Annotated in this window: 18 protein-coding genes; 9 read left to right on the top strand and 9 right to left on the bottom strand. The window is 71.0% G+C overall.

The window, feature by feature from the left end; genetic code table 11:
* The first annotated feature begins 253 nt into the window (after nt 1-253).
* From OOJ98_RS30595 to OOJ98_RS30580, 4 genes are read left to right on the top strand one after another with little or no spacing between them, the layout of a single operon-like run.
* A complete protein-coding gene (locus tag OOJ98_RS30595; protein ID WP_267058375.1) occupies nt 254-1,102 on the top strand; it encodes a M24 family metallopeptidase in 849 nt (282 codons plus the stop codon).
* 2 nt (nt 1,103-1,104) lie between these two features.
* A complete protein-coding gene (locus tag OOJ98_RS30590) occupies nt 1,105-2,874 on the top strand; it encodes an SDR family oxidoreductase (protein WP_267058720.1) in 1,770 nt (589 codons plus the stop codon).
* Nucleotides 2,871-3,803, top strand: coding sequence for a metal-dependent hydrolase (locus OOJ98_RS30585; RefSeq protein ID WP_267058374.1), 933 nt, complete (start codon nt 2,871-2,873; stop codon nt 3,801-3,803). The genes OOJ98_RS30590 and OOJ98_RS30585 overlap by 4 nt, the downstream gene beginning before the upstream one ends.
* Before the next feature lie 11 nt (nt 3,804-3,814).
* Nucleotides 3,815-4,777 carry a MerR family transcriptional regulator gene (locus OOJ98_RS30580; RefSeq protein ID WP_267058373.1) on the top strand — a complete coding sequence of 321 codons (963 nt, stop codon included), beginning with the start codon at nt 3,815-3,817 and terminating at the stop codon, nt 4,775-4,777.
* Between the two features lie 153 nt (nt 4,778-4,930).
* Here the strand turns inward: OOJ98_RS30580 and OOJ98_RS30575 are convergent, their stop codons facing one another.
* The gene (locus OOJ98_RS30575; protein WP_267058372.1) at nt 4,931-6,307 is read right to left on the bottom strand and encodes a carotenoid oxygenase family protein; all 1,377 of its coding nucleotides are present in this window, start codon (nt 6,305-6,307) and stop codon (nt 4,931-4,933) included.
* 2 nt (nt 6,308-6,309) lie between these two features.
* The gene (locus tag OOJ98_RS30570; protein ID WP_267058371.1) at nt 6,310-6,867 is read right to left on the bottom strand and encodes a hypothetical protein; all 558 of its coding nucleotides are present in this window, start codon (nt 6,865-6,867) and stop codon (nt 6,310-6,312) included.
* A gap of 114 nt (nt 6,868-6,981) precedes the next feature.
* On the opposite strand from OOJ98_RS30570, the gene OOJ98_RS30565 reads away from it, so the two are divergent.
* The 3 genes from OOJ98_RS30565 to OOJ98_RS30555 all read left to right on the top strand — a co-directional run bounded on the left by OOJ98_RS30565 (nt 6,982) and on the right by OOJ98_RS30555 (nt 8,649).
* Nucleotides 6,982-7,497, top strand: coding sequence for a PadR family transcriptional regulator (locus OOJ98_RS30565; protein ID WP_267058370.1), 516 nt, complete (start codon nt 6,982-6,984; stop codon nt 7,495-7,497).
* Nucleotides 7,498-7,574: 77 nt separating this feature from the next.
* Nucleotides 7,575-8,165 carry an RNA 2'-phosphotransferase gene (locus tag OOJ98_RS30560; RefSeq protein ID WP_267058369.1) on the top strand — a complete coding sequence of 197 codons (591 nt, stop codon included), beginning with the start codon at nt 7,575-7,577 and terminating at the stop codon, nt 8,163-8,165.
* 25 nt (nt 8,166-8,190) lie between these two features.
* Nucleotides 8,191-8,649, top strand: coding sequence for a hypothetical protein (locus OOJ98_RS30555; protein WP_267058368.1), 459 nt, complete (start codon nt 8,191-8,193; stop codon nt 8,647-8,649).
* Nucleotides 8,650-8,663: 14 nt separating this feature from the next.
* Here the strand turns inward: OOJ98_RS30555 and OOJ98_RS30550 are convergent, their stop codons facing one another.
* Together OOJ98_RS30550 and OOJ98_RS30545 are read right to left on the bottom strand one after the other, a co-directional pair.
* Nucleotides 8,664-9,563, bottom strand: a complete 900-nt coding sequence (locus OOJ98_RS30550; RefSeq protein WP_267058367.1) for an LLM class flavin-dependent oxidoreductase — start codon at nt 9,561-9,563, stop codon at nt 8,664-8,666.
* Nucleotides 9,554-10,438, bottom strand: coding sequence for a DUF72 domain-containing protein (locus OOJ98_RS30545; protein ID WP_267058366.1), 885 nt, complete (start codon nt 10,436-10,438; stop codon nt 9,554-9,556). The genes OOJ98_RS30550 and OOJ98_RS30545 overlap by 10 nt, the downstream gene beginning before the upstream one ends.
* Before the next feature lie 183 nt (nt 10,439-10,621).
* On the opposite strand from OOJ98_RS30545, the gene OOJ98_RS30540 reads away from it, so the two are divergent.
* A complete protein-coding gene (locus OOJ98_RS30540) occupies nt 10,622-11,491 on the top strand; it encodes an HAD-IIB family hydrolase (RefSeq protein WP_267058365.1) in 870 nt (289 codons plus the stop codon).
* Nucleotides 11,492-11,611: 120 nt separating this feature from the next.
* Here OOJ98_RS30540 and OOJ98_RS30535 read toward each other — a convergent pair whose 3' ends face one another.
* From OOJ98_RS30535 to OOJ98_RS30520, 4 genes are all read right to left on the bottom strand, one after another.
* On the bottom strand, nt 11,612-13,369 hold the full coding sequence (locus tag OOJ98_RS30535) for a GAF domain-containing sensor histidine kinase (protein WP_267058364.1): 1,758 nt from the start codon (nt 13,367-13,369) through the stop codon (nt 11,612-11,614).
* A gap of 19 nt (nt 13,370-13,388) precedes the next feature.
* Nucleotides 13,389-16,901 (bottom strand): thiol reductant ABC exporter subunit CydD, encoded by a 3,513-nt coding sequence (gene cydD / locus OOJ98_RS30530; RefSeq protein ID WP_267058363.1) that lies wholly within the window; start codon nt 16,899-16,901, stop codon nt 13,389-13,391.
* 115 nt (nt 16,902-17,016) lie between these two features.
* Complete coding sequence (gene cydB / locus OOJ98_RS30525; RefSeq protein ID WP_267058362.1) at nt 17,017-18,018, bottom strand: cytochrome d ubiquinol oxidase subunit II; 1,002 nt, start codon at nt 18,016-18,018, stop codon at nt 17,017-17,019.
* 18 nt (nt 18,019-18,036) lie between these two features.
* A complete protein-coding gene (locus tag OOJ98_RS30520; protein WP_267058361.1) occupies nt 18,037-19,545 on the bottom strand; it encodes a cytochrome ubiquinol oxidase subunit I in 1,509 nt (502 codons plus the stop codon).
* Between the two features lie 251 nt (nt 19,546-19,796).
* Here OOJ98_RS30520 and OOJ98_RS30515 point away from each other — a divergent pair, with 251 nt between their 5' ends.
* Nucleotides 19,797-20,177 (top strand): cyclophilin-like fold protein, encoded by a 381-nt coding sequence (locus OOJ98_RS30515; protein ID WP_267058360.1) that lies wholly within the window; start codon nt 19,797-19,799, stop codon nt 20,175-20,177.
* A gap of 21 nt (nt 20,178-20,198) precedes the next feature.
* Here OOJ98_RS30515 and hisC read toward each other — a convergent pair whose 3' ends face one another.
* A complete protein-coding gene (gene hisC / locus OOJ98_RS30510) occupies nt 20,199-21,281 on the bottom strand; it encodes a histidinol-phosphate transaminase (protein WP_267058359.1) in 1,083 nt (360 codons plus the stop codon).
* Nucleotides 21,282-21,444 lie beyond the last annotated feature (163 nt).

Genomic DNA, 21,444 nt, shown 5'->3' with positions numbered 1-21,444 from the left:
ACGTCATCGACGGTAGTGGCGCGGGCCACATGAATCGTCAGCCCAGACGGCTGGATCGATGTCCGACTCCAGAGGTACGGCCCCGTAGGGGACCCCGTACGTGAGGCTGATGGGTTCCCCGTCCCGAGCGACGCGGTTGTCCACAAACACGCCGTTGTCCACAGGCTGACGCAGGCCTCTTGACGCAGCCGCTGAGCATTGTCACATTCATCAGTGTCAAGTTACGCACGCGTAGGGCGACAGGGGTGGACGGATGCCATCGGCAGTGAAGGCTCGGCCCGACACGCGGCTGAGCGGGTTCAGAGAGGTGCAGAGCCTCGCGTACGAGTGCGCGGAGGCGGTCGCCGCCCAGCTCAAGCCGGGAGTGACCGAGCGGGAGGCGGCCCGCATGCAGCGGGAGTGGCTCGGTGAGCGGGGCGTGCGGGACTGGTTCCATCTGCCGTTCGCCTGGTTCGGTGACCGCACGGCGTTCGTGAACTTCCGGGTGCCGCTGCAGTTCTTCCCCACCAACCGGCGCCTCGAGGCGGGGATGCCCTTCATCCTCGACATGGCCCCGGTCTACAAGGGCTTCACCGCCGACGTCGGCTACTCGGGCTGCCTCGGTCTCAACCCGGTGCACGACCGGCTGCTGGCCGACCTGGAGGCGCACCGCGCGCTGATCCTGCGCGAGATACGCGAGAAGCGGCCGCTGCGCGAGATCTACGAGAGCGTGGACCGGCTCATGGTCCGCCAGGGCTATGCCAACCGGCACCGCGCCTATCCGTTCGGCGTGATCGCCCACAAGATCGACCAGGTGAAGGAGCGCCGCTGGTCGCCGAAGGTCTTCGGATTCGGCACCCAGGCGCTGAAGGGCCTGGCGAGCGACGCGCTCCACGGCCACCGGGACGGCTGGTCGCCCCTGTGGTCCCCCTACAAGTTCTCCGACCACCCGCCCCACCCGGGGCTGTGGGCGGTCGAGCCGCACCTCGGCTTCCGGGGTACGGGCGCGAAGTTCGAGGAGATCCTGGTCGTCACCGACTCCAGGGACCCGGAGCAGAGCGCGTTCTGGCTGGACGACGACCTGCCGCATGTGCGGCGCTGGGCCGAGGAGAAGGCGGCGTGAGCGTGACGAACGGGCATATCGAGGGGCCGCGCGAGCGCTGGGTGCGGACCGGCGGCATAGAGCTGTGCGTGGCGGAACTGGGCGACGACGCCCAGCCGACCGTGGTGCTCGTGCACGGCTACCCCGACAGCAAGGAGGTGTGGTCCGAGGTCGCCCGGCGGCTCGCCGAACACTTCCACGTGGTGCTGTACGACGTCCGCGGCCACGGCCGTTCCACCGCGCCGGCGCCGTTGCGCGGCGGCTTCACCCTGGAGAAGCTGACCGACGACTTCCTGGCGGTCGCGGACGCGGTCAGCCCCGGCCGGCCGGTCCATCTGGTGGGCCACGACTGGGGGTCGGTGCAGGGCTGGGAGTTCGCGACCGTCGAGCGCACCGAGGGCCGCATAGCCTCCTTCACCTCGATGTCGGGCCCCTCGCTCGACCACTTCGGCCACTGGATCAAGCAGCGGATGCGCCGCCCGGGACCGCGCGCGACGGCCCAACTGCTCGGTCAGGGCGCCAAGTCCTGGTACGTGTACATGCTGCACACACCGGTCCTTCCCGAGCTCGCCTGGCGCGGTCCTCTGGGCAAGCAGTGGCCCAAGATCCTTCAGCGGGTGGAGAAGGTGGCCGCCGACGGCTATCCCACGGGCTCGCTGCCGCAGGACGCGGCGCACGGCGCCTGGCTCTACCGCGACAACGTCCGCACCCGGCTGCGCCGCCCCCGCCCCGACGCGTACGCGCATGTGCCCGTCCAGCTGATCACTCCGCTCGACGACGCCTTCCTCTCGCCGAAGCTCTCCGCCGGCCTGGAGCACTGGGCGCCCCGCCTGGTGCGGCGCACCCTGCCGGCCAAGCACTGGGTGCCGCGGACGCGGCCGGACCAACTCGCCTCCTGGATCAGCGAGTTCGTGCGCGCCAACGAGGACGGCATCCCGGCGCAGGACGCCGTCGCGACGGGACCGCACGCCGACCGGTTCGGCGGGCAGCTCGTCCTGGTGACGGGCGCCGCGAGCGGCATCGGCCGCGCCACGGCCTTCGCGTTCGCCGAGGCGGGGGCGCGCGTCGTCGCCGTGGACCGGGACGCCGAGGGCGCCATCCGGACCGCCGAGATGTCCCGCCTGATCGGCGCGCCCGAGGCCTGGGGCGAGGCCGTCGACGTCAGCGACGAGCAGGCGATGGAGAAGCTCGCCGCGAAGGTGGCCTCCGAGTACGGCATCGTCGACGTCCTGGTCAACAACGCCGGGATCGGGCTCTCCGGTTCGTTCTTCGACACCACCGCCGAGGACTGGAAGAAGGTCCTCGACGTCAATCTGTGGGGCGTCATCCACGGCTGCCGCATCTTCGGCAAGCAGATGGCCGACCGCGGGCAGGGCGGCCACATCGTCAACACCGCCTCGGCCGCCGCCTACCAGCCCTCCCGCGCGCTGCCCGCCTACAGCACCTCGAAGGCGGCGGTCCTGATGCTCAGCGAATGCCTGCGCGCCGAACTGGCCGGACAGGGCATCGGTGTCTCGGCGATCTGTCCCGGCCTGGTCAACACCAACATCACCTCGACCACGCGCTTCGCCGGGGCGGACGCCACGGAGGAGAAGCGCCTCCAGAAGAAGACCTCGCGCCTGTACGGACTGCGCAACTTCCCGCCGGATAAGGTCGCTTCGGCGATCCTGCGCGCCGTGGTGAAGAACCAGGCGGTGGTGCCGGTGACACCCGAGGCGCGCGGCGCCCACCTCATGTCCCGGTTCACCCCGAGGGCACTGCGCGCGATCGCCCGGCTGGAGCCGCCGCTGTGAGCACGGAGCGCCGAGAGGGCCCGCAGGGCGAGCAGCACCACCCGATATCCCCGCGCCGGGTCTCGTTCGACTGGGACGGGACGCCGCTGCACTGGATACCGGACGAGCCCACGGCCACCCATGTCATCAATGTGCTGCACCTGCTGCTGCCGGCGGGCGAGCGCTGGTTCGTGAAGGTGTTCAAGGAGGCCCTGCCGCTGGTCACCGACCCGGTGCTGCTCAAGGACGTCAAGGGGTTCATGGGCCAGGAGGCCACCCACAGCGTGCAACACGCCTACGTCCTGGACCATCTGGCACGCCAGCGGCTCGACACGGAGCCCTACACGCGGCACGTCGACTTCCTCTTCGAGAAGCTCCTCGGCGAGGCGCCGCCGTTCGGCGCCCCGATCCCGACGCAGGAATGGCTGCGCTTCCGGCTCTCGCTGATCGCCGCCATCGAGCAGTTCACGGCCGTCCTCGGCACGTGGGTGCTGGACGCCGAGGGCCTGGACGGGGCCGGCTGCGACGCGGTCATGCTCGATCTGCTGCGCTGGCACGGCGCGGAGGAGGTCGAGCACCGGGCCGTCGCCTTCGACATGTACCAGCACTGCGGCGGCGCGGGCCTGCCCCGGTACGCCCGCCGGATCGAGGGGATGGCCGTCGTCGCCCCGGTGCTGTTGTGGCTGTGGGCGTGGGGAGCCTCCTATCTGATCCGGCACGACCCCCAACTCGCGGGCCGGGCACGCTATTCACTGCGTGAGCACAACCGGGCCGTACGCCGTGGTCTGCTGCCCACCTGGAAGGAGCTGGGCTCGGCCATACCCCGCTACCTGCGCCGGTCGTACCATCCCTCGCAGGAGGGCTCCCTGCGCAAGGCCGTCGAATACCTCGCGACCTCGCCGGCGGCCCGAGCGGCGGCGGGCGCGGTGGGCCGCGCCGCCCTGGGTTAGAGGGAGTGGGTTTGTCCGGGCAGTCAGCAGTTCAGCAGGTGGCGCCGCAGCCCCCGGCTCCGGCCGAGTACCGGATCGAGGACCTGGCGCACGCCAGCGGCGCCACGGTCCGCACCATCCGCGCCTACCAGGACCGCGGACTGCTGCCCCGGCCCGAGCGGCGCGGTCGCTCCAACGTGTACGGCGACACCCATCTGGCCCGGCTGCACCAGATCGCCGATCTGCTCGACCGCGGCTACACCCTGGCCTCCATCAAGGAGCTCCTGGAGGCCTGGGACGCCGGCCGCGGGCTCGGCGGCGTGCTCGGCCTCGTCGTCGAGGTCGACGGGCCGTGGACCGACGAGGAGGCGGCGCGGATCTCCCGCGCGGATCTCGACGCGACCTTCGGCGGCGATCCCGACGACGACGCGGTCGCCGAAGCGGTCGAGCTCGGCATCCTGGAACGCATACCGGACAACGACACCGAATTCCTCGTGCCCAGCCCTCAAGAGCTGGCGGTGGCAGCCGAGTTGCACGCCGCCGGCGTCCCGCTCGCCGCCATCTCCGGTCACCTGCGCGAACTGCGCGGCCAGGTCGAGCACATCGCGGCCCGCTTCCTCGACTTCACCACGGAACATGTCTTCGCCCGCTACCTGGGACCCCACCCCCCGACCGACATGGACGCCACCGAGGCGGCCGATCTGGTGCGCCGACTGCGCCCCCTGGCCCAGCAGACGGTCGATGCCGAACTGGCCCGCGCCATGCGCCTGTTCGCCACTCGCCATCTCCAGAAGCACCTGGGCGCCCCCGCTGCCGCACCGTCCGAACCGGACCCCGCCCCCGTGACACTGCCCGCCCCCACGCTCCGGGCCGTTCAGGCCCTGGTCGGGCAGGACAACGTCGCCGCGTTCATCGCCGCCGCCACTGAACGCGAGCTGCAGGCAAGGACGCTGGACGCCCTGTCGGGTCAACGCGGGACAGGTGCGGATCGCTGATCACGCAATTCACGTCCATTGACGACATATTGAGCAAATACCCTAAATAGGGCGCCACTTGTCCACAGTCGCGCCAAAATACCTGTGGATAACCGGACTTCACTGTGGAACAAACGCAACTGGCGTGCTCTGAAGGGTGATTGACGTCACGTTTTAGCGGTCCGGGAGCCAGTTGCCGTGGAAGCCGAACGGCACGCGCTGCGGAAGATGGACCGTCGCGACCGGCGCAGCCGCGAGGTTGTCCGCATCCAGGATGACGAGATCGCTGGCGTCCTTGGCGGCGTCGTAGACATAGCTGAGCAGCCAGCCCGGACCACCCGGCCGGTCGTCCGCCGGGGCGAACGCCGCCTCGGCCGGCGTCCGCCCCGGCGCGAAGTCGTGCCGCGTGACCGCTCCCGTCCGCAGGTCGTACCGGAGCAGCGCCCCCGGTATGGGCCCGGACGACGGTGACTGCGCCACCGTGACATGCCCGAAGCGAGCCTCCACACCGGCCAGCCGGTCGTCGATCCGGGGGAACTCGCACACGCGGTCGTCGACCTGCTCCTCGTGGACCACTCCGGTACCCAGGCCCAGCGTCCACTTCCACAGGGAGGGCCGCCCGGCCCCCAAGTGCTCGTACCGCACCACGTGCAGCACGATCCGCTCCCCGCGCCCGGCGCCGTCGCCCGGCTCGTCATACGCGTTCAGGGCGTGGAAGACGTAGCAGGGGTCGATCGGCAGCCACCGCACCTCGCCGTAGGGATCGTCCCTGCGCAGCACGCCCAGGCGCGCCCCGTGCTCCGCGTCCCAGCGGTAGGGCAGCCCGCCGCCGGGCCGTATCGCCGTCTCCAGGTCGAAGACCGCGGGGAGATCCATGAACACCACATGGGCGGCGGTGAGGTGGAAGTCGTGCATCATCGTCGCCGCCGGCACCTCCACGGGCCGGCTCACCACCAACTCGCCCCGCGCGTCGGCACGGTGATAGGTGAGGAACGGCTCGCGCATCATGCCGTACCCGAAGAAGTGCAGCTCCCCGGTGGCCGGGCAGGTCTTGGGGTGGGCGGTCATGGCGGTGGTGAGCCGCCCGTCGAAGTCGTACGCCCCCAGCGTCTCCAGTTCGTGTCCGGGCCGGCAGTCCAGCTCGTACGGGAAGGACGACTCGACCAGGGCCAGGGTGCGGCCGGCGTGCCGCACCACGTGGGTGTTGGCGACACCGGCGGTGAGGTCGGCGTTGCCCTCCCGGTCGTGGACCCGCGCCCCCTCGGTGAGGGTGGAGGTGCGCACCCAGCGGTTGCGGTAGGAGCGGGCCCTGCCGCCTTCGAGTCGCACCCCGTGGACCATCCCGTCCCCGAAGAACCAGTGCGGCGACGCGGCGTCCTGCGGGTTGGGGCCGTTGCGGACGTACCAGCCGGACAGCTCCGGCGGTATGGCGCCGGTGACCGGCAGCTCGTAGGTGGTCAGCTCTTCCGGGACCGGGGCGAAGTTGCCCGCGAGGTACGCGGCCGGCGTCGCCTGTGCCCGCGTCGTCGCGGTACCGCGCGTCGATGTCATGGTCAGGCCCCCTTGTGGACGGCCGCGCGGCGGGCGCGCTCCGGGTACTGGGCGGTGATGACGGCCGGGATGGCGAAGCCGGCGACCTGGGCAGCGATCGAGGCGGTGCTGCCCAGCGACTCCGCGTCGATGGCGGCGAGGGCCAGGGCGGTCAGCGTGAAGGCGAGGGCCCAGACCGAGGTCAGCACCACGTTGATCCGGAGGAACACCGGGTTGGTCCACACCTCGCGCGGCGCCTGCCGCTTGGCGATTCCGGTGGTGAAGGGCTTGCGGACGGCGAGCGTGGCCCAGGCGGTCAGCGCCAGCCAGCCGGTGGCCAGCGCACCGCCGTACTCGCGCAGCCCGCTGTCCGTGGCGGCGAACGCTATGACGCTCAAGACGGCGAAGAAGGCGATCGTGGACTGCTCCAGGATCAGGGAGTCGGTGGGCACCCCGCGCCTGCGGTCCATGGCGAAGAGGTAGGCGGCCGTGACGAGGGCGGCGAGGGCGCCCCACTGCCAGTGCGCGCTGCCGACGGCGGCGAAGACGATCCACGGGATGAAGCCGCGCAGGTAGTTCATGGGAGTCCCCCTTTGTTCCGGGTGTCTCCACCCGGCTCCACATTCCAACTTCGACATGTCGAATGTAGAGGTTCCTCGATTGACGTGTCAAGAGTGGAAGGTAGAGTGGTCCGCATGAGCCTCCGCCACGCAGTCCTGGGCCTGCTGTCCGACCGTCCGGCCAGCGGCTACGACCTGATGAAGCTGTTCGAGACCTCGCTCGCCCACGTCTGGTCGGCGACGCAGAGCCAGGTCTACGGAGAGCTGGGCAAACTCGCCGACGCCACGCTGGTCGAGGTCTCCGCCGAAGGCCCGCGCGGGCGCAAGGAATACGCGATCACCACCGCGGGCCGCGCCGAGCTGCGCCACTGGCTCACCGAAGTGGAGCCGGCCCGCACCCGCCGGAGCGACTCCTTGCTCCGGGTCTTCTTCCTCGGCGAGCTCACGCGTATCGAGGCGCAAACGTATCTGCTCACCGAGGCCGAGCGCTCGGCCCGCCAACTCGCGGGCCTCAAGCACGCGGAGGCGACCATCGACTGGGACGACGACGGGATCTCGGTGCACGGCCGCCTCGCCCTGGAGTACGGAAAGCGGCTGAGCGCCATGCACGAGGAGTGGGCGCGATGGGCCGCGCAGCAGATCGCGCCCTGACGGAGCCCGCCCTGACGGAGTGCGCCCGCAAGGAAATTGGGGTGCCGTGCGCGAGCGCCGCCCGGCACCCTTGCGCCATGACACACACCCCGCAGGAGCCGCCGCACGACGACGCGCGACTCCTCCCGGACGACAGACGCACCGTGAAGGTGTCCAAGTACCTGTCGAAACACCTGCGCCATCAGCCCGAACGGATCGGTCTCGCGCTCGACCCGAACGGCTGGGTGGAGATCGACGTGCTGCTGCGGGCAGCGGCCGCGCACCGCTTCCCCATCACCCGCGCCGAGCTCGATCATGTGGTCGCCACCAACGACAAGCGGCGCTTCGCCGTGGAGGGCGGCCGGATCCGGGCCAGCCAGGGCCACACCGTCGCCGTCGACCTGGACCTGCCGCCCGCCGAACCGCCCGCGTACCTCTACCACGGCACCGTGGCCCGCTCCCTGGACGCGATCCGTGCCGAAGGCCTGCGACCGATGGACCGTCACCACGTCCACCTCTCGCCCGACCGGGAGACCGCAGGCCGGGTCGGCGCCCGCCGCGGCCGGCCCGTGGTGCTGAGCGTGGACGCCGGAGCCATGCACCGCGCCGGCCACGTCTTCCATGTCAGCGCCAACGGCGTCTGGCTCACCGGCGCGGTGCCGCCGCGGTACATCCGGCTACCGGGCTGAGCCCGCGCTTGGCATGATCGGCGTCATGATCTATCCGCGACTGCCCACCACCGAGTCCGTGGTCGGCGCGATTCGCTTGATCGCCGCCGAGCACCGGCTGGAGGTCGAGGTCACCGACGACATCGGCGCCGACCGCACCTCACGGCGCACCTCCGCCGGCGCGTTCACGGTGCTCGACCCGGACGGATCGCTGCCGCACGAGGCATTCGTCGAACTCGGCGGATCCCCGTCCGTGACCGTACGGGTGTATCCGGAGGACGACGCCCAGATCACCGTCGACGGTGTGCAGTTCGACGATGTCCCGCGCGACCACGTGCCGGCGTTCCTGCGCTCCCTCTACGGTGGGATCGCCCACGTCAAGGGCCGTCGTTTCCCGCCCGGCTGGTGGCTGGTCGTGCCCCTTCCCGGCGACGAGACCTACAAGGAGCTGGTCCCGCTGGGCGCGCTCACCCCCTGGATGAGCGCGCGGGCCCGCGGCAGGTAGGGCTGACCACTGCCCTAGCCGCCGAGCTGCGCGAGCCCTTCGGTCGCGATCCGCTCGAAGACCTGCCGGTCGGCGGCGAAGTCGGAGTCCGGGATCGGTGTGTGCAGGACGATCTCGGTGATGCCGCGCTCGAAGTGCCGGCCGGCGAAGTCCACGAAGGCGTCGAGAGATTCCAGGTGACGCCTCGGCTCCGGGGTGAAGCCGGTGAGCAGGATCTTGTCCAGCTCGTCCGCGTCCCTGCCGATCTCCTCGCAGGCCACGCCCAGCTTCTTGAGCTGGCCTGAGATCGCGTCGAGGGACTGCTCGGGCGTGCCGGACTCGAACAGCTTCGGATCGCCCGTGGTCACCCACGCCTGCCCGTGCCGCGCGGCCAGCTTCAGCCCGCGCGGACCGGTCGCGGCCACCGCGAAGGGGATCCTGGGCCGCTGGACGCAGCCGGGGATGTTGCGCGCCTCGACCGCCGAGTAGAAGGTGCCGTCGTACGTCACCGAGTCCTCGGTGAGCAGCCGGTCGAGCAGCGGCACGAACTCGCCGAAGCGGTCGGCCCGTTCGCGCGGCGTCCACGCCTCCTGTCCCAGCACGGTGGCGTCGAAGCCGTTGCCGCCCGCGCCGATCCCGAGGGTGAGCCGGCCACCGGAGACGTCGTCGAGGGTGAGCAGGTCCTTGGCGAGCGTCACCGGGTGGCGGAAGTTCGGCGAGGTGACCAGCGTGCCGAGCCGCATCCGCGTGGTGGCGGCAGCGGCGGCGGTGAGTGTGGGGACCGCGCCGAACCACGGGCCGTCCCGGAAGGTCCGCCAGGACAGGTGGTCGTAGGTGTACGCCGTGTGGAAGCCCAGCTCCTCGGCGCGCAGCCAAGTGTCGCGGCCACCGTCGTGCCAGCGGTCGATCGGCAGGATCACAGTGCTCAGTCGCATGGCACGACCCTACGAGAGCCGAGCAGGTGCCGCATCGACCGGGCGGCCCGCACGGCGGCATCACCGCAGCAGTTGTTGAACAGGACGTGCACCTCCCGGGCCTGCTCGGCCATCGCACGGACGCGCGGCGCCCACTCGGCGAGCTCCTCGGGTGTGTACTCGTGGCGGAACCGCTCCTCCTTGCTGCCGGTACCCCACGCGCTGTTGCGACCGTGGAGACGCACCAGGGCAAGCTCCGGGCTGGTGACCCGCACGACCGGTGGCACTGAGGTGGGGAGCGTCTGCACCATGTCCACGGCGACGGCGGCCGTGCCCAGCTCCGACAGGAGGGCGGTCGTCGCCTCGACGCGGTCGGCGCGCCACCAGTCGGGGTGCCGGAACTCCACAGCCATCGGCCACCCCTCGGCCCGCTCACGGCACCGGCGGAGGAACTCCGCGGCGGCCTGCCCCGGTGCGAGCCGGGGCGGGAACTGGAAGAGGAGCGTGCCGAGGCGGCCGGACGCGCGCAGCGGTTCGAGACCGGCGGCGAACCGGTTCCACACCTCGTCGAGCAGCCCGTCATCGCTGCCCGTCCGCTGCCGCGCGAGGGCCGGGCGCAGATCGGCGGGCAGCGCCTCCGGCCGCGTCGGGTGGCCGGTGAGCAGGGAGAACGCCTTCACGTCGAACCGGAAGCCCTCCGGGGTGCGGTCGACCCACAGAAGGCTGTTGCGGGTGCTCGGGAGCCCGTAATACGTGGAGTCCACCTCGGCGACCGGGAACTGTTCGGCGTAGTGACGCAGTCTTCCCTCCGCGTCACGCCGGCCGCGGGGATACCAGCCACTGGAGACCAGCGCCTTGTCCGTCCACGAGCAGGTGCCGACCCGGATCTCTCCCATCACGCCAGCCTTCCCCGCACCCGGCGGCGAATTCGTTCCGCATCCGCGCACCCGCCGAGCGCGGCCGGCTCGGGGCACCCCCAGCGTCGCGTACGCCCCCCTGTGATCCAGGCGCACCGGCCGGCGCTCTCATCTGTGCGGCCACTCGCACGCCCGTGCGCTCACATACGGGACAATGAGCCGGTGACCTCTGCTACCGATCCCGCTCCGGCCATCCGCCCCATTCCGACCACGCCGCGGCTCATCGCGACCGACCTGGACGGCACCCTGCTGCGTGACGACAAGTCTGTGTCGGACCGTACGGTCGCGGCCCTGGCCGCCGCCGAGGAGGCGGGCATCGAGGTCTTCTTCGTCACCGGCCGCCCGGCCCGCTGGATGGGCGTCGTCAGCGGCCATGTGCACGGCCACGGCCTGGCCATCTGCGGCAACGGCGCGGCCGTCGTCGATCTGCACGGCGACAGTGACGGACCCCGCTTCGTGAAGGTACGGCCCCTGGAGGGGCCCGCCGCGCGCGATGTCGTCGCCCTGCTCCGCGCGGCAGTGCCCGGCACGTCCTTCGCGGTCGAGCGCACCAGCGGCTTCCACCACGAACTCGCCTATCCGCCGCTGCACATGGACCCGGCGGCGAGCATCGCCCCTGCCGAGAAACTGCTGGCAGAGGACGCCGACGCGTCCGGCCAGCCGATTCTCAAGGTGCTCGCCTTCCACCCGGAGCTGGCCCCCGACGACTTCCTCGCGCTGGCCCGTACCGCGGTGGGAGCCCGCGCCGAAGTCACCCGGTCCAGTCCGACGGCACTCCTGGAGATCAGCGGCGCCGGCGTCTCCAAGGCGTCGACCCTGGCCCTGTGCTGTGCCGAGCGCGGAATCTCGCCCGCCGAGGTGGTGGCCTTCGGCGACATGCCGAACGACATGGAGATGCTGAGCTGGGCGGGCACGTCCTATGCGATGGGCAACGCCCACCCCGATGTCCTCGCCACCGCGTCCGGGCGCACCACCCCCAACAACGAGGACGGCGTCGCGGTCGTGATCGAGCAGATCCTCAAGGCTCTCTGAGCACCCCCGAGGAGCGAGGCGTCGACGGCTCGGTCCGTGCGGGCCGCCGCCGTTTCACGTGAAACAGCGGCGGAGGCGGTCCCCGAGGGGCGTTTCACGTGAAACGCCCCTCGGGGACCGTCACAGCGGTGCCTCCCACAGGACCGTCGTGCCGCCTCCGCCGTCCCCGATCCCGGGGCCGTAGGAGCTCGATCCGCCTAGCGCCTCGGCCCGCCGCTGAAGGTTGCGCAGTCCGCTGCGGCGCCCGCCGGGAGGGATACCGACGCCGTTGTCCGCGACCGTGAGCCGGACCCCGGGGCTACCGTCCGGCAGTTGGGCCGTGGCGTCGACGGCGACCTCGATCCGGGACGCCTCGGCGTGCCGGAAGGCGTTGGAGAGCGCTTCGCGCAGCGCCGCGATCAGGTTCTTGCCGGTCAGCTCGCCGACCAGGGTGTCGACGGCGCCGAGGAAGCGATGCGCCGGCTTGAAGCCGAGCGGTACCGCCGCCATGTTGATCTCCCGCAGCACACGGGTGCGCAGCCCGGAGGGCGCCTCGGCCGGGCCCTGCTGGAGCGCGAAGATCGCGGTGCGGATCTCCTGGATGGTGACGTCGAGTTCATCGACAGCCTTCCCGATGCCGCCCTGCACCTCGGGCACGATGGACTTGCGCTGGGCCCCCTCCAGCATCATCCCGGTGGCGAACAGCCGCTGGATGACCAGGTCGTGCAGGTCGCGGGCGATGCGGTCACGGTCCTCGTACACCGCGAGCCGCTCGCGGTCCCGCTGGGCCTCCGCCATCATCAGGGCGAGCGCGGCCTGCGAGGCGAACTGGCCGGCCAGCGTCCGCTCGGCCTCGGTGAAGGGGCGCCCGCCCAGCACCCGGGGTGTGGCGAGGGCGCCCAGGACCCGGCCGCCGCTCTGCAGTGGCAGCAGCATGCTCGGCCCGTAGCGCTCCGACAACTTGGTGATCGCGCGGGGGTCCGACGCCGCGTCGTCGACGAAGACCGCCTCGCCGTCGAGGAGGCTGGCCACGACCGGGCTCTCCGGCGGGACCACCATGCCGAGCGAGACCTGCGGATTGTCGGCGGAGACCGCGACGATTTCGAGGCCGCCCTCCTCGGCGGGCAGCAGCACGATGCCGGCGTCGGCGTCGGCCAGATGGCGGGCCTGTTCGGCGACGACCTCCAGGGCGTCGTCCGCGTCGCCGCCCGAGAGCAGGGCGGTGGTGACGGCGACCGAGCCGTCGATCCACCGCTCGCGCTGGCGCGCCGCCTCGTAGAGCCGGGCGTTGCCGATGGCGATCCCGGCCTCGGTGGCGAGCACCCGCACCATGTGCAGGTCGTAGTCGTTGAAGTCGCCCCCGCTGTGCTTCTCCGTCAGATAGAGGTTGCCGAAGATCTCGCCCTGCACGCGGATGGGGACGCCGAGGAAGGTACGCATCGGCGGGTGGTTCGGCGGCAGCCCGGCCGAGCGGGGGTCGGCGGAGATCTCGGCGAGCCGTAGCGGTTCGGGGTGGTGGATCAGCCAGCCGAGCAACCCGCGGTGCCCGTCGGGCCGGTGCCCGATCGCTAGGGCCTCGGCCTCACTGACGCCGTACGTCACGAAGTCGGAGAGCCCCCTGCCCTCCTCGTCGACGACTCCGATCGCCGCGTACCGCGCGTCGGCGAGTTCGGCCGCGGTCTCGCAGATCCGGTCGAGGGTGGAGTGCAGTTCGAGGCCCGTCCCCACCGAACGCATCGCCTCGAGGAGCTGGGGCACCCGCGCGGTGAGCTCGGTGGACAGCCCTTGCAGGCTGCGGGTGGCCCGGGTCGCCGCTTCGAGCGGATCCTGGTCCCCGCGGTCCAGGCCCTGGGCGTCCTGGTGGCCCGGCGGTCTCTTCGGGTCTCGCGGCACTGACATGCCTTGAGAGTAGTTAGTCCTATTTGGCGAGGAAAGTCGGGTCCTGGCGGGCCTCGGTCTCCCGCTCTCGTTCCAGCATGCGCCGCAGCGGCCCGTCGACCAGCGCGAGATCCTCATACGGGCCGCGCTGCACGGTCCTGCCCTCGTCGAGGACGATCACTTCGTCGACGCCTTCGAGACCGCGCAGCCGATGCGTGATCAGCACGGTGGTGCGGCCTTCCGTGAGGTCGAGCAGGTCCCGGGTGAGGGCGTCGGCGGTCGCCAGGTCCAGGTGTTCCGCGGGCTCGTCCAGGACGAGCACCGGGAAGTCGGCGAGGAGTGCGCGGGCCAGGGCGAGCCGCTGGCGCTGACCGCCGGACAGCCGGGCCCCGTGCTCGCCCACGAGGGTGTCGAGACCGTCGGGCAGGGCGTCGACCCAGTCGAGGAGCCGGGCCCGGTCCAGGGCTCCGCGCAGGTCGTCGTCGGTGGCGTCGGTGCGGGCGAGCCGCAGGTTCTCCCGCACCGAGCTGTCGAAGAGGTGCGCGTCCTGGGCGCAGAGCCCCACGAGCCGCCGCACATCGTCGCCGTCCAGCCCCGTCGCGTCGCTCCGGCCGACCGCGTACGTGCCCCGCGTGGGGTCGAGGAAACGCAGCAGCACCTGGGCGAGGGTGGTCTTGCCGGACCCCGAGGTGCCGACGACGGCCACCCGCATGCCCTGGGTGAGGCGCAGCCCGAAGTCGTGCAGCGCGTCCCGCTCCTGCCCCGCGTACCGCGCGTGAAGGCCCCGCAGCTCCAGCGGGAACGGCGTGGCGGGCGGGGCGGCGGGCGTGGGCGGTTCCTGTACCGGGGCGGGCGCGTCGAGCACCTCGTAGACGCGCTCGGCGCTGCGCCGGACCCGCTGGCGCGACTGCACCGCCAACGGAAGAGCGGTCACCCCCTCGAAAGCGGCGAGCGGAACCAGCACCACCACGGCGAGCAGCACCCCGTCGAGCCGGCCGGCCGCGACCGCCTGCACGCCGGCCAGTGCGGCGCCCGCCACGGTGACCCCGCACACCAGCGCGGAGAGCCCGCCGCCGAGCGCGGTGGCGGCGGCGCCCCGCGAGGCGATCCGGGTCAGCGTCGCATCGGCGTCCTTGACGTCGCGGGCGCGGCGTCCGAGGGCCCCGGCCACCGTCAGCTCGCCGGTTCCGGTGAGCAGATCGGCCACTCGGGTGGCGAGCAGGCCCCGTGCCGGAGCGAGCTGCCGCTCGGCCCGCCGCGCCAGCGCCCCGCTGACACAGGGGACCACGACCCCGGCGACGAACAGACCCGCGGCGAGTACGGCGCCGGCCTCGGGCAGCAGCCACGCGGTGAACCCGGCGCTCAGGACCGACACGACGACAGCGACGCCGGCCGGGAGCGCCCAGCGCAGCCAGTAGTCCTGGAGTTCGTCGACGTCGGCGACCAGACGCGCGAGCAGGTCCCCGCGGCGCGTCTCCCGCAGCCCCGCCGGCGCGATTCGCTCAAGGCGTCGGTAGACCGCGACCCGCAGCTCCGCGAGCATGCGCAGGACGGCGTCGTGCGAGACGAGACGCTCGGCGTAACGGAACACGGCCCGCCCGATCCCGAAAGTACGGGTCGCGGTGACGGCCACCATCAGGTAGAGCACCGGCGGCTGTTGAGCCGCGCGCGAGATGAGCCAGCCCGACGTGGCCATGAGGCCCACGGCCGAGCCGAGCGCCAACGCGCCGAGGAGCAGCGCGAGGGCGATGCGACCGCGTACTCCGCGCGCCGCGGCACGCACCCGGGCCAGCGGGTTGCGACCGGCCGGGGGCCCCGATACGTCGCCAGGATCGTCGGTCTCAACAGGCTTTGCCTGAGCGGCAGTTGACGCAGCGGCGGGTGTCTCCTGCACCGGGGCACGCTCCGGTGTGTCGGTGGCCCTCAGTTCGACCACGCGGTCCGCGACCGCGAGCAACGCCGGGCGGTGCACGACGAGCAGGACCGTACGGCCCACCGCCAGCCTGCGTACCGCCTCGACGACGCCGGCTTCGGTATCGCCGTCCAGCGCGGCCGTCGGCTCGTCGAGCAGCAGCACCGGCCGGTCGGCCAGGAAGGCACGTGCCAGGGCGAGGCGTTGGCGCTGCCCCGCCGAGAGCCCGGCGCCGCCCTCGCCGAGGGCGGTGGCCGCGCCGTCCGGCAGCGCGGCCACGAAGTCGTGCGCACCCGCGTCGCGCAGGGCGCCGAGCACGGCCGCGTCGTCCGCGTCGGGCCGGGCCAGTCGGACGTTCTCCGCGATCGTGCCCGCGAACAGGTGGGGCCGCTGTGGGACCCAGGCGATTCGCTCGCGCCACTGCGCGAGGGAGAGCGTCGAGAGATCCGTGCCGGACACGAGGATCCGTCCGCCGTCCCGCGGTGTCACGAAGCCGAGCAGCGCGTTGAGGAGCGTGGACTTGCCGACGCCGCTCGGCCCGGTCAGGGCGACCGTCTCGCCTGGCTCGACGACCAGGGAGGCGTCGGCCAGGGAGGGGTCGGTGCGGCCGGGGTGGCGCACGGTGACGGCGTCCACTTCGATGCGGACCGGCCCCGCGGGCACTTCGGCCCTCCCGCCCTCGGGCAGCGGGGTCTCCAGGACCTCGAAGATCTCTTCCGCAGCGGACAGCCCCTCCGCCGCCGCGTGGTACTGCGCGCCGACCTGGCGCAGGGGCAGATAGGCCTCCGGGGCCAGGATCAGGATCACGAGGCCGGTGGAGAGATCGAGGTCACCCTGGACCAGCCGCATGCCGATGCCCACCGCGACCAGCGCCACCGAGATCGTCGCGAGCAGTTCCAGAGCGAAGGAGGAGATGAAGGCTATCCGCAGGGTCTTCAGGGTCGCCCTGCGGTAGTCGGACGTGATCGTCCTGATCGCCTCGGCCTGCGCCTTGGCCCGGCCGAACACCTTGAGCGTCGGCAGCCCGGCCACCACGTCGAGGAAGTGCCCCGACAGCCGGGACAGCAGCCGCCACTGCCGGTCCATCTGCGACTGGGTCGCCCAGCCGATGAGCATCATGAACAGCGGAATGAGCGGCAGTGTGACGACGATGGTCGCCGCGGAGACCCAGTCCTCGGTGACGATCCGCGCAAGCACGGCCACCGGCACCACGACCGCGAGACCCAACTGCGGCAGATAGCGCGCGAAGTAGTCGTCGAGCGCGTCGACACCACGCGTGGCGAGTGCCACCAGGGAGCCCGTGCGCTGACCGCTCAGCCACTCCGGTCCGAGCCCCGCCGCCCGCTCCAGGAGCCGGCCCCGCAGCTCCGACTTGACCGCTGCGCTCGCCCGGTGGGCGGCGAGCTCCGTGAGCCAGGTGACCAGGGCCCGACCAACCGCGACGGCCACGAGATACAGCAGCGGTGTCCTCAGCCCGGCCACGTCGTCACCGTGCTGGAACGCCCCCACCACGACCTCGGCGATGAGCATGGCCTGGGCGATGATCAGACCCGCCCCGACCAGCCCGAGGGCGACCACCGCGGCAAGGAAGAAGCGGGTGGCGCGGGCGTACCGCAGCAGGCGTGGGTCGATCGGTTTCACGTGAAACATCCCCCAACGGAGAGGGTCGGAGTGGGGCGGAGCCCGACAGGGTGCGTTTCACGTGAAACACACCCTGTGGGCCGTGGGGCCTCCGGCGAACCGTGCGGCCCCGCGGTCAGTGCGCTTCGGCGATGTTCTTCGTGCCGATCCGCTTGCGGAACACCCAGTACGTCCAGCCCTGGTAGAGCAGCACGATCGGGGTCGCGACCCCCGCACACCACGTCATGATCTTGAGGGTGTACGGACTGGACGAGGCGTTGGTGACCGTGAGGTTCCAGGCGTCGTTCAGCGAGGACGGCATGACGTTCGGGAAGAGCGTCAGGAAGAGCATCGCCACCGCGGCGGCGATGGTGATGCCCGACAGCGCGAAGGACCAGCCCTCACGCCCCGCCTTGATGGCACCGATCGCACCGACCAGCGCCAGCACGGCGATGGCCATCGCGATCAGGCTCTTCGTGTCCCCGTCCACGGCCTGGGTCCAGATCAGGAAGGCGAGCGCCAGCACGGCAGCGGCGAGGCCCAGCTTGAGCGCCATCGCACGGGCGCGTTGGCGGATGTCACCGAGCGTCTTGAGCGAGGCGAACACCGCTCCGTGGAAGGTGAAGAGGGAGAGCGTGACGAGGCCGCCCAGGATCGCGTACGGGTTGAGCAGATCCCAGAAACCGCCCACGTACTCCATGTGCGCGTCGATCTTCACGCCGTGCACGATGTTGGCGAAGGCGACGCCCCAGAGGAACGCCGGGATGAGCGAGGTCCAGAAGATGGCCTGTTCCCAGTTGCGCTGCCACTTCTCCTCCGGCCGCTTCGCCCGGTACTCGAAGGCGACACCGCGGACGATCAGGCAGACCAGGATGACCAGCAGCGGCAGGTAGAAGCCGGAGAAGAGCGTCGCGTACCACTCGGGGAAGGCGGCGAAGGTCGCACCGCCCGCCGTGAGCAGCCACACCTCGTTGCCGTCCCAGACGGGACCGATGGTGTTGATCAGGACGCGCTTCTCGGTCCGGTCCCTGGCCAGCAGCTTGGTCAGGATGCCGATCCCGAAGTCGAATCCCTCCAGGAAGAAGTAGCCGATCCACAGGACGGCGATGAGTACGAACCAGACGTCGTGGAGTTCCATGCCTCGATCTCCTCAGCCTCAGTACGAGAAGGCCATCGGCCGGTCGGGGTCGCGGTCGTCCCCGCCGATCTTGGTGGGCGGATTGAGGTCGGCCTCGGTGAGCTCGGGCGGGCCGGCCTTCACGTACTTCACGAGCAGTCGGACCTCGACCACGGCGAGCACGGCGTAGAGCAGGGTGAAGACGATCATCGAGGTGAGGACCTCGCCCTGCGAGACGCTGGGGGAGACCGCGTCCCGGGTGCGCAGGACGCCGTAGACGACCCAGGGCTGGCGGCCCATCTCGGTGAAGATCCAGCCCCACGAGTTGGCGATCAGGGGGAAGCCGAGCGTCCAGACGGCGGCGAACCAGTACCACTTGGTCAGGCGGGTGCCGAGCGCCTTGCTCTTGAAGAGCACCAGATGGGGCACTTCGTCCTCACCGGTCCGCATCCCCGGCGCCAGCATGAACTTCTTGCGGGTGAGCCAGAGTCCGACGAGGCCGATGGCGAAGGACGTCATGCCGAAGCCGATCATCCAGCGGAAGCCCCAGAAGGTGACCGGGATGTTGGGCCGGTAGTCGCCGGGCCCGAACTTCTGCTGCTCGGCCTTGTTCACGTCGTTGATGCCGGGGACGTACGACGAGAAGTTGCTGTCGGCCAGGAAGGACAGCACGCCGGGGATCGAGATCTCGACGTCGTTGTGGCCCTTGGCCACGTCGCCGACGGCGAAGATCGAGAACGGCGCGGGCTTCTCGCCGTCCCACAGCGCTTCGGCGGCGGCCATCTTCATGGGCTGCTGCTTGAACATGACCTTGCCGAGCGAGTCGCCGCTGACGGCCGTGAGCAGTCCCCCGATCACCAGCGTGACGAGGCCGAGCCGCAGCGATGTGCGCATCACGGGGATGTGCTTCTTGCGGCGCAGGTGGATGGCGGCGACGCCGACCATGAACGCGCCTCCGGTGAGGAAGGCGGCGGTCAGGGTGTGGAAGACGACGACCAGGGTGGTGTCCTGGGTCAGGACCTTCCAGAAGTCGGTGAGCTCCGCGCGCCCGGTGACCTTGTTGAGCTTGAAGCCGACGGGGTGCTGCATCCAGGAGTTGGCCGCCAGGATGAAGTAGGCGGACAGGATGGTGCCGATGGAGACCATCCAGATGCAGGCGCAGTGGATCTTCTTCGGCAGCTTGTCCCAGCCGAAGATCCACAGCCCGACGAACGTGGACTCGAAGAAGAAGGCGATGAGCGCCTCGAAGGCGAGCGGGGCACCGAAGATGTCGCCGACGAACCGCGAGTAGTCGGACCAGTTCATGCCGAACTGGAATTCCTGGACGATGCCCGTGACCACACCCATCGCGATGTTGATCAGGAAGAGCTTGCCCCAGAACTTGGTCGCCTTGAGGTACTTCTCCTTGCCGGTTCGCACCCAGGCGGTCTCCAGGCCGGCGACGAGCGCGGCGAGCGAGATCGTCAAGGGCACGAAGAGGAAGTGGTAGACGGTGGTGATGCCGAACTGCCATCGCGCCAGGGTCTCCGGCGCCAGAGCCAGGTCCACGTCGGCACTCTCCTTACATCGCCGGGTCACAGCCACAGGCTTGCCCCTTAAATCCCCCCGATCATGGGAGGAAGCGGGACACGCTTGTGAACGCGTTCACATTCACAAGCATTATGTCGTACTGGTTGTCGAGCCCTCCAGGGGGGTCCTCTAGGGCGTGCGCCACATGTGCGCCACGGAGAATCGACGGAGAAGGGCGGGCGTGGACACCCCCTTCCCAAGGCTTTCAACATCTTGTTGAATTCGGCGCCATGGAGAACCAGCTACGGATACGCGTCTCATGGCCTGCGGGCAGCCTCACCGCGACCCTCGAAGAAACCCCCACGAGCACGGCGCTCGCGGGGGCACTCCCGATCGTTTCCACCGCCCACACCTGGGGCGAGGAGGTCTACTTCGACACCCCGGTCTCCCTGGCCCAGGAACCCGACGCGCGACAGGTCGTGGAGCCGGGCACGGTGGCGTTCTGGACCGACGGCGACGCACTCGCGCTGCCGTACGGCCCCACCCCCATCTCGCGCGGCGACGAATGCCGGCTCGCGAGCCCCTGCAACATCCTCGGCCGGATCGACGGCGACCCCCGGCAGCTCGCCACGGTCCGCTCCGGCGACCCGATCCGGGTCGACGCCATCTGACCGGGCGACGGCCCCGGGAGGTCAGACCTGCTTGCGGAAGCCCTCCGCGACCTTGAGGAACAGGTCGTTGGCCTCGCTCTCACCGATCGTGACGCGCACGCCCTCGCCGGCGAACGGCCGGACCACGACGCCCGCGGCCTCGCACGCCGCGGCGAAGTCGACCGTGCGCTCCCCGAGGCGCAGCCAGACGAAGTTCGCCTGCGTCTCGGGCACGGTCCAGCCCTGCTGCACCAGACCCCCGTACACCCGGTCCCGCTCGCAGACCAACGAGCCGACGCGACCCATCAGTTCGTCCTCGGCACGCAGCGAGGCGACCGCCGCGTCCTGGGCGAGCTGGCTGACGCCGAAGGGCACGGCCGTCTTGCGCAGCGCCGCGGCGACCGGCTCGTGGGCCACCGCGAATCCGACCCGCAGCCCCGCGAGCCCGTACGCCTTGGAGAAGGTGCGCAGGACGGCCACGTTGGGGCGGTCCCGGTAGATCTCGATGCCGTCCGGCACCTCGGCGTCGCGGATGAACTCCCGGTACGCCTCGTCGAGCACCACCAGGACATCGGAGGGCACCCGGTCGAGGAATCGTTCCAGCTCGGCCCGGCGCACCACGGTGCCGGTCGGGTTGTTCGGGTTGCAGACGAAGATCAGCCGGGTCCGGTCGGTGATCGCGTCCGCCATCGCGTCCAGGTCGTGCACATCGCCCGGCGTCAGCGGCACCCGGACCGACGTCGCTCCACTGATCTGGGTGATGATCGGGTACGCCTCGAAGGAGCGCCAGGCGTAGATCACCTCGTCGCCGGGGCCCGAGGTGGACTGCACGAGCGACTGCGCCACCCCCACCGAGCCGGTGCCCGTGGCCAGGTGCGTGTGCGGCACCCCGAACCGCTCGGCCAGCTCGTTCATCAGCCCCGTGCACGCCATGTCCGGGTAGCGGTTGAAGGCGCCCGCGGCCGCGACGGCGCTCTCCATCACGCCGGGGAGCGGCGGGTAGGGGTTCTCGTTCGAGGACAGCTTGTAGGCGACCGGTCCCTCGGCCGCGGCAGCGGGCTTGCCGGGCTTGTAGGTGGGGATGCCGTCCAGCTCGGCGCGCAGTTTGGGGCTCGTCTCGCTCACCGCAGGTCCTCCTCGACCGTCGCGTACAGATGCTGTGCACGCCGCCGCGGACAGCTCCGTACACATCCAATACTCCTCACCTTATGAGGATTCGGCTCCCCTGCGAATAGCGGACGGGCGCCGGTTCCTGGCGGGCGTACGAGCAGGGGGGAGCGCTCCTCCC

Source organism: Streptomyces sp. NBC_00083 (assembly GCF_026343295.1).
GTDB lineage: Bacteria > Actinomycetota > Actinomycetes > Streptomycetales > Streptomycetaceae > Streptomyces.
This window is presented reverse-complemented; position numbering and strand designations above follow the sequence as displayed.

What these genes read in the sequence shown, in the direction of transcription:
- OOJ98_RS30595 (WP_267058375.1), top strand. Translation starts at nt 254, where the DNA reads ATGCCATCGGCAGTGAAGGCTCGGCCCGACACGCGGCTGAGCGGGTTC.
- OOJ98_RS30575 (WP_267058372.1), bottom strand. Translation starts at nt 6,307, where the DNA reads ATGACATCGACGCGCGGTACCGCGACGACGCGGGCACAGGCGACGCCG.
- OOJ98_RS30570 (WP_267058371.1), bottom strand. Translation starts at nt 6,867, where the DNA reads ATGAACTACCTGCGCGGCTTCATCCCGTGGATCGTCTTCGCCGCCGTC.
- OOJ98_RS30565 (WP_267058370.1), top strand. Translation starts at nt 6,982, where the DNA reads ATGAGCCTCCGCCACGCAGTCCTGGGCCTGCTGTCCGACCGTCCGGCC.
- OOJ98_RS30560 (WP_267058369.1), top strand. Translation starts at nt 7,575, where the DNA reads ATGACACACACCCCGCAGGAGCCGCCGCACGACGACGCGCGACTCCTC.
- OOJ98_RS30555 (WP_267058368.1), top strand. Translation starts at nt 8,191, where the DNA reads ATGATCTATCCGCGACTGCCCACCACCGAGTCCGTGGTCGGCGCGATT.
- OOJ98_RS30550 (WP_267058367.1), bottom strand. Translation starts at nt 9,563, where the DNA reads ATGCGACTGAGCACTGTGATCCTGCCGATCGACCGCTGGCACGACGGT.
- OOJ98_RS30545 (WP_267058366.1), bottom strand. Translation starts at nt 10,438, where the DNA reads ATGGGAGAGATCCGGGTCGGCACCTGCTCGTGGACGGACAAGGCGCTG.
- OOJ98_RS30535 (WP_267058364.1), bottom strand. Translation starts at nt 13,369, where the DNA reads ATGTCAGTGCCGCGAGACCCGAAGAGACCGCCGGGCCACCAGGACGCC.
- cydB (WP_267058362.1), bottom strand. Translation starts at nt 18,018, where the DNA reads ATGGAACTCCACGACGTCTGGTTCGTACTCATCGCCGTCCTGTGGATC.
- OOJ98_RS30515 (WP_267058360.1), top strand. Translation starts at nt 19,797, where the DNA reads ATGGAGAACCAGCTACGGATACGCGTCTCATGGCCTGCGGGCAGCCTC.